This window comes from Acidovorax sp. KPB24-03 (genome assembly GCF_057546605.1).
Genome location: NZ_BAAJYR010000009.1, coordinates 43,080 through 50,884 on the forward strand (window position 1 = coordinate 43,080; position 7,805 = coordinate 50,884).

Annotated in this window: 6 protein-coding genes; 5 read left to right on the forward strand and 1 reads right to left on the reverse strand. The window is 56.5% G+C overall.

Annotation, left to right across the window (positions count from 1 at the left end; all coding sequences use genetic code 11):
* Positions 1–33 precede the first annotated feature (33 nt).
* The 5 genes from AC27KI_RS03160 (at position 34) to AC27KI_RS03180 (ending at position 5,629) form a co-directional block, all read left to right on the forward strand.
* Positions 34–2,193, forward strand: a complete 2,160-nt coding sequence (locus AC27KI_RS03160; RefSeq protein WP_487089149.1) for a chemotaxis protein CheW — start codon at positions 34–36, stop codon at positions 2,191–2,193.
* Between the two features lie 31 nt (positions 2,194–2,224).
* Positions 2,225–2,716, forward strand: a complete 492-nt coding sequence (locus AC27KI_RS03165) for a chemotaxis protein CheW (RefSeq protein WP_284431712.1) — start codon at positions 2,225–2,227, stop codon at positions 2,714–2,716.
* A 99-nt stretch (positions 2,717–2,815) separates the two neighbouring features.
* The gene (locus tag AC27KI_RS03170) at positions 2,816–3,706 is read left to right on the forward strand and encodes a CheR family methyltransferase (RefSeq protein ID WP_284431713.1); all 891 of its coding nucleotides are present in this window, start codon (positions 2,816–2,818) and stop codon (positions 3,704–3,706) included.
* A 25-nt stretch (positions 3,707–3,731) separates the two neighbouring features.
* Positions 3,732–4,493: a chemoreceptor glutamine deamidase CheD gene (cheD, locus tag AC27KI_RS03175; protein WP_284431714.1), complete on the forward strand. Its 762-nt coding sequence runs from the start codon at positions 3,732–3,734 to the stop codon at positions 4,491–4,493.
* A gap of 23 nt (positions 4,494–4,516) precedes the next feature.
* A complete protein-coding gene (locus AC27KI_RS03180) occupies positions 4,517–5,629 on the forward strand; it encodes a protein-glutamate methylesterase/protein-glutamine glutaminase (RefSeq protein ID WP_487089150.1) in 1,113 nt (370 codons plus the stop codon).
* 26 nt (positions 5,630–5,655) lie between these two features.
* Here AC27KI_RS03180 and AC27KI_RS03185 read toward each other — a convergent pair whose 3' ends face one another.
* A complete protein-coding gene (locus AC27KI_RS03185; protein WP_487089152.1) occupies positions 5,656–7,545 on the reverse strand; it encodes an ATP-binding cassette domain-containing protein in 1,890 nt (629 codons plus the stop codon).
* Positions 7,546–7,805 lie beyond the last annotated feature (260 nt).

Here is a 7,805-nt window from a genome sequence, read left to right on the forward strand (position 1 = left end):
CGCGTGCAGATAACCTAAGTACTGGAGCCCCTAATGGCGGATACCTATCAAGAAGGCGCGGGCGGTGGCGCGGACTTCGATCTCAGTCAGTTCTATCAGATCTTCTTCGAAGAGGCGGGCGAGAACCTGGACCAGATGGAGCACATGCTCCTGGACCTGGATCTGAGTGCGGCCAATGACGAAGAGTTGAACGGTATTTTCCGTTGCGCGCATTCCATCAAGGGAGGGGCTGCAACCTTCGGATTCTCCGATGTTGCAGAGCTGACCCACCAAATGGAATCGCTGCTGGATCGCTTGCGGCGCCATGAATTGCAGCCTATTCCCCAAATGGTGGATGTGCTGCTGGAGTCTGCCGATGCGTCCCGCAGTCTGCTGGCCAGGCACCAGGCGGGAGGACAAGGCGAAGCCGTATCCACTGCAGAACTGGTTCGCCGAATCAGTGAATTGGCTGCCGGCAATGTTCCTGCCGAACCTGTGGCGGCCGTGGCGCCTCCCCCCCCGCCGCCAGCGCCGGCTCCTGTGCCTGCGCCAGCTCCGGTCACGCCTGCCCCATCCATTCCCGCTGCGGCAGCAGCACCGGGCAGCGCGCGCTCTCTCGAGATCCGTATCGGTCCGCTGGAGCGTTTGGAACAGGCTGACGCGATCAAGGAATTGTTCCGCGATATTCCCGGCCTCGGTTCCATTCGTGACGTTCCTTCTGAAGAGCAGGGTGTCCGGCTGTTCGCGGTCGAGACGACTTCCACCAACGACGACCTGCTGGATCTGTTTGCCTTCCATGTGTCGAAAGACCAGGTCAGGATCGGTGCAGAAGACGGTTCGGCCAGTGTGGAAGCTGATCCGGAAGCAGCCCTGCTGCAAGCGGGCGAGGTGTCCACGGAAGCACCCTATGGATTCTTCAATGGGTCCCCTGGTATGCCGAGCGATCGGACGGAGGTGGCCGTTGCAAATGTGTCGGATGCCCCGTCTGCCAAGCAGCCTGCAGCCGCAGCCCGCGCCGCGGAGCCCAAGGCGGTCAGCCAAGCGCAGATGGAGTCCACCACCATTCGTGTGGCAGTGAACAAGGTTGACCAGTTGATCAATCTGGTCGGCGAATTGGTGATCACCCAGGCCATGTTGGCGCAGAACAGCCGCGGCCTTGATGCGGGGGCCTATCAACAGTTGCTGGCGGGGTTGGCCGATCTGGATCGCAACACACGGGATTTGCAAGAGTCCGTGATGTCGATCCGCATGATTCCCATGTCGATCGTGTTCAGCCGCTTTCCTCGGATGCTCAGGGACTTGGCCAACAAGCTGGGCAAGAAAGTCGAGATGGTCACCTTGGGTGAAGCCACCGAACTGGACAAGAGCCTGGTCGAAAAAATCACCGACCCATTGACGCATTTGGTTCGGAACAGCTGTGACCATGGCATTGAAATGCCTGCTGACCGGCTTGCTGCAGGGAAGTCCGAGCATGGAACGATCACGTTGTCCGCCTCGCATCAAGGCGGCTCCATCGTGATTGAAGTGCGCGATGATGGTCGAGGTCTTTCTCGCGAGAAAATCATGCGAAAAGCCAGAGAGCGGGGGCTGGATGTCTCTGACCAGATGACCGATGCGGATGTGTGGGGACTGATTTTCGCGCCAGGCTTCTCCACTGCTGATGAAGTGACCGACGTCTCGGGGCGCGGGGTCGGTATGGATGTGGTAAAGCGGAATATCGCTGCACTCAACGGGTCGGTGGAAATCGATTCTGCCGAAGGGTATGGCATGCGCGTGTCCGTGCGGTTACCGCTGACGCTGGCGATCATGGATGGCATGTCCGTAGGGGTGGGTGAAGAGGTCTACATCCTTCCGCTGTCTTCTGTCGTGGAGTCGTTCCAGGTCAATCCCGACGATGTCAATACAGTTGCGCAAGGATCTCAGTTGGTCAAGGTGCGGGATGAATACATGCCCGTCATTGCCCTGGAGAAAACATTTCAAGTCCCCCGCCTGGACCAAAGCAAATCCAGCAACATCATGGTGGTTGTCGAGGCAGATGGCAGCCGGGTTGCATTGTTGGTGGATGAGTTGCTCGGTCAACACCAAGTCGTTGTGAAGAACCTGGAAACCAACTATCGCAAAGTGCCCAATGTTTCCGGCGCCACCATTCTCGGGGACGGAACTGTGGCACTCATCCTGGACACAGGTGCTTTGGTGCGGCGCGCTCGCCACTGAGCCCGCGACCCGTTGATATAAGGAGAGCCCTATGGCTGGAGTGATGGAAAAAACCAATGAAGCGGCTGTCTCTGGCGCCCGGGAGTATTTGACTTTCCGGCTGGATCAAGAGGAGTATGGGATCGACATCCTGAAGGTGCAGGAGATCCGCGGCTATGAGCCGCCGACACGCATTGCCAATGCGCCAGACTTCATCAAGGGCGTGACGAATCTGCGCGGCACCATCGTTCCCATCGTTGACATGCGGCTGAAGTTCAGCTGTTCCAAAGCGGAATACAACAGTTTCACGGTGGTCATCATCCTGAATCTGCGTAACCGGGTTGTCGGGATCGTGGTGGACTCGGTGAGTGACGTCATGGAACTGAATTCCGATCAGATACGCGTTGCTCCGGAGGTGGAAAGCACCATCGACACCAACTGCATCGTCGGCCTGGGCTCGGTGGGTGAGCGCATGCTCATCCTGTTGGACATCGAGAAACTCATGGCTAGCATGGACATGGGTTTGGTCTCCGCCAACGAGTGAGACCGACATCTCGCCGCCACGCAACGGTTTAGGAATCGACGTGGCTGCATCTGTAACCACTGGCCTGTGGACCACCGACCTCTCGAAGTGAAAAGCAACATGCGCCAGACCTCCAGTCATCCCCCTTCTGCGCGAGGCGTGGCGGAATCACCAGCGGTTTCGCCTACATCGGGGCCTTTGGCCCAAGGGAGAGAATTCGTCTGGACCAACGCAGATTTTTCACGTGTCCAAGCGCTCATTTATCAGCGAGCTGGCATCAGCTTGCACGATGGCAAACATGCAATGGTCTACAGCCGCTTGTCGCGGCGGTTGCGCGATACCGGGCATACAAGCTTTCACGAATATCTGAGCTGGCTGGAAACCCATGATGGCCCAGAGTGGCAGGAGTTCGTGAATGCGCTCACGACCAATCTGACTGCGTTCTTCCGGGAGCAGCACCACTTTGAGATTCTGGCCAATCTCCTGCGCACACGGCCTGCTGGCCCGTGGAGTGTGTGGTGCAACGCTGCATCCACCGGGGAAGAACCATATTCCATCGTGATGACAGCCATGGAGTCGTTGAGCAGTAACGGCTCGTTCAAATTAACGGCCAGCGATATCGATTCCCGGGTGTTGGCTACGGCAGCCGAGGGGGTGTACCGCCTGGACAGCGTGAAAGGGTTGAGTCCTGAACGCCTTCAACGATTCTTCTTGCGGGGCAAGGCCTCAAATGCCGGGTTTGCACGTGCAAAACCTGAGTTGCGCCGAAGCATCGATTTCCTGAGCGTGAATCTCATCCGCGACGACTGGCCTTTTCGGGAGCCGTTCGATGTCGTTTTTTGCCGTAATGTCATGATCTATTTCGATGCGCCCACTCAGCGCAAGGTTCTGGAGCGCATCCATCGCGTATTGAAACCGGGCGGCATGCTGTTTGTCGGGCATGCTGAAAACTTCAGCGAGTCCCGTGACCTTTTCACTTTGCGCGGCAAGACCGTGTATGAGCGCCGTTGACCGATAGTCTTCCGCAAGAGTCCACATGACCAATACCCGCCCTGGCTTTCCCCCTCCGTCTGGCGCACCTCCGTCCGCCTATGGTGGAACAGTAGAGCGGCGTCGTGCGCCGCGAATTGCGCCGCTCAGTGCCGATATTTACACTGGCGCTCCGGCCGCCGCCGCGAGGCAATCAACGTTGCCAGAGCTGAAGGCGCAGGCCCGTCGTCCGGGAGAGGCCTCATTTTTCTTTTTTGATCATCATTTTCAGCACAATGCGGTCAAAGTGCTCCCGGGGGAGTATTTCGTCTCGGATGAAAATCTGGTGATCATGACCGTGCTCGGCTCATGCATTGCAGCTTGCCTGTGGGACAGCCGCAGCCGCGTCGGCGGTATGAATCACTTCATGTTGCCCGATGGCGATTCGTCCGATGTATCCGGCCGCTATGGCTCGTATGCCATGGAGTTGCTGATCAACGAAATGCTGAAACTTGGAGCTCGCCGGGAAAGCATGCAGGCCAAGATATTTGGTGGGGCGCAGGTGATGCATAACTTCACCACGATGAATGTGGGGGAGCGCAACACCAACTTTGTGCTCAACTATCTCCAGACAGAGCGAATCCCGATTGTTTCGGAAGATGTGCTCGATATCTATCCACGCAAGGTCGTTTTCTTTCCGGTGACAGGAAAAGCGATGGTGAAGCGGCTCGCCCATGCGCATCCAGAGACACTGGTGGAGCAGGAAGTTCGCGGCAACGCTGCGACGGTTGCCAAAGCGACTGCAGGTGGATCAGTGGACCTCTTTTGAGAAATGAACAAGGACATGAGGGAATGAGCAGGAAGATCCGGGTGATCGTTGTGGATGATTCGGCGTTGGTGCGCAGTCTTTTGGCCGAAATCATCAATCGCCAGCGGGACATGGAGTGCATTGGAACCGCCAACGATCCTCTGATTGCGCGCGAAATGATTCGCGAAATGAACCCCGATGTCATTACCCTGGACGTCGAGATGCCGCGCATGGACGGGATTGATTTTCTGGGGCGCCTGATGCGACTTCGGCCCATGCCCGTGGTGATGATTTCCACGCTCACGGAGCGAGGGGCTGAAGTCACTATGAAGGCGCTCGAACTGGGAGCGGTTGACTTCGTTGCCAAACCCCGGGTCGGCCTTTCCAGTGGTCTGAATGAATTGGCGACCCAGATCGTTGAGAAGATTCGGGTGGCCGCTGTCGCGCAGGTCCGAAGAGCTCCGGTGCAGAGCCCAACCCGTCCGCACTCTCCAGCAACTGGTTCTGTAGAGGGGGCACATGCTCCGACGCATACGACCACATTGCTGGGCCGCTTGTCGACGGAAAAGCTGATTTGCATCGGTGCATCCACTGGTGGAACAGAGGCTATTCGCGAAGTGCTGATGCAGATGCCTGCAGACTCGCCCGCGATCGTGATCACACAGCACATGCCTCCAGGTTTCACCACAAGCTTCGCAGCCAGACTCAACGGCTTGTGCCAGATCACAGTAAAAGAAGCAACCAATGGAGAACGTATCTTGCCCGGTCATGCCTACATAGCGCCGGGAGGAAAGCAGTTTCATATCGCCCGCAGCGGAGCCAACTATGTGGCCGTGGTGGACGATGGTCCTCCCGTCAATCGGCACAAGCCTTCGGTGGAGGTTCTGTTCAAGTCGGCTGCCGGGGTCGCGGGGCGCAATGTTTTCGGCATCATGCTGACCGGCATGGGAAATGATGGCGCCGCCGCGATGCGCGAGATGAAGGATGCTGGCAGTTACAACTATGTGCAGGACGAGGCAAGTTGCATCGTTTTCGGTATGCCAAGGGAAGCCATTGCACATGGCGCTGCAGATGAGGTTTTGCCTTTGACGCAGATTGCACCGGCTTTGATCGCCAAGCTGCGTGGCGCAACCGATCGATTGCACCATCGCATCTAGGTATCGGTGCGTAAGAAGACAGGGAGTCAGGACGACAAAGCGGTCCAGCGCTCCAGCGCAATCATTAGTTGATTTTCGATTTCTCCCTCCCTTGCATGGAGGGCTGCTGCTCGCGCACCATCTTTGGCATACAAGGAACCGTCAGCCAGTGCTGACTGAATTGACTGTTGCTCAGTCTCTAGTGTCGCAATTTGAGTTGGGAGCTGTTCAAGTTCCCGTTGCTCTTTGTAGCTCAACTTCTTCTTGGGAAGATGTGCGGGCTTTTCCTCTAAATCCACCTTGTCATTGCGCTCAGCTGCCGCCTTGGAGGGGGGCAAAGACGTGGGATTGAGCTGCCCACTGCGTCGGGACTGGATCAGCCAGTCTTGAACACTGCCTTCGTACTCACGCCAGAGCCCATTTCCTTCATATGCAATGGTGCTGGTCACCACATTGTCAAGGAAGGTCCGATCGTGGCTTACGAGGAAGACGGTGCCGTCATACGTCTGAAGCAATTCCTCCAGAAGATCCAGCGTGTCAATATCTAAGTCATTCGTGGGCTCGTCGAGCACCAGCACATTGGCAGGGCGGGCGAAGAGGCGGGCCAAAAGCAGTCGGTTGCGCTCTCCTCCTGAAAGTGAGCGGACGGGTGAGTGAGCTCTGGCAGGGGAAAAAAGAAAATCGCTGAGGTAACTTTTGACATGCTTGCGTTGCTTGCCAATCTCGATCCATTCGCTGCCAGGGCTGATGAAGTCTTCAAGGGTCGCGTCGAGGTTGATCGCATGTCGCATCTGATCAAAATACGCTACCTGCAAATTGCTTCCTCGCCGAACGGTACCCTCATCTTGAGCTAGTTCACCCAAGATGAGCTTGAGTAACGTGGTTTTTCCTGCACCATTGGGGCCAATCAAGCCCACTTTATCGCCGCGGAGGATCGTTCCAGAAAAGCCTTTGACGATAACTTTGTCTCCGAAAGATTTGCTGACGTCAGACAACTCCGCAACGATCTTGCCTTGATAGCCATTTTGGGCACCGGAGGCAATATCCATCTTGACGCTGCCTAGGACCTCTCTCCGAGCACTGCGGTCAGCCCTGAGGGCCTCAAGGCGTCCGATGCGGCTTTGACTGCGAGTTCTTCGGGCTTCAACACCCTTGCGTACCCAAATTTCCTCTTGAGCGAGCAACTTGTCGGCCTTGGCCGATACAACGGCCTCCTGTGTAAGCTGCTCACCCTTTTGGAGCACGTACTGAGCGAAATTTCCCGGATACGATCGGAGTTGACCTCGATCGAGCTCCACAATCCGTGTGGCCACTCTGTCCAGGAATGAGCGATCGTGGGTGATCGTGATGACGCTGCCTTTAAAATCAATCAATAGATCTTCTAGCCATTCAATGGAGTCCAGGTCGAGGTGATTGGTTGGCTCGTCCAGTAGCAGAACATCCGGTCTTGACACCAAAGCCTGTGCAAGAGCGACTCGTTTTTTCGTACCGCCAGACAGAGTGCCTACGATCGAGTGGGGGTCTAGCCTAAGTCGCTGCAAGGTTTCTTCGACCCGCTGCTCCCAGTTCCAAGCGTCGTACGCCTCGATCTGCGACTGCAGCGCATTGAGGTCCAATCCTGGCTCGCCAGAGAGGTAAAGATCTCTTATCTCTGCTACTTCGCGCAGCCCTTCTGAGGCCGCAGCGAAAACACTGGCCTCCATCTCTAAGGCCGGTTCCTGAGCTACGTAGGCGATTCGAATTCCCTGTTGGATTTGTAAGGAGCCATCATCGGGCTTGGCAAGACTGCCCAAGATTTTCAGTAGCGATGACTTTCCTGCTCCGTTACGCCCTATCAGTCCGACGCGTTCGCTGGCTTCCAGGGAAAATCCAGCGTGATCTAGCAGTGCAACATGACCGAAAGCCAGTTGGGCGTTAATTAAGGTGAGAAGTGCCATATCGGCGGAATTATCCGGCTTCGCGCTCACGAAGCGCAGACAGCTGCGACAAGGCACGTTGCAATTTTTTGTCATCTTTCTCCTACGGGGGTGAGGAAAAGTGGTCTATACTTGCGGGTTGGCAGGTGAGACGGATGACTGAGTTGTCGGAGAGTCTGACAAGGAAGGTTGGTTTTGGGTTGTGGCCGGGTTGAAATTCGGTATATAATTCGAGGCTTCGCTGGTTGGATTGATTGCTGGAAGCGGTGATCGATAAAACG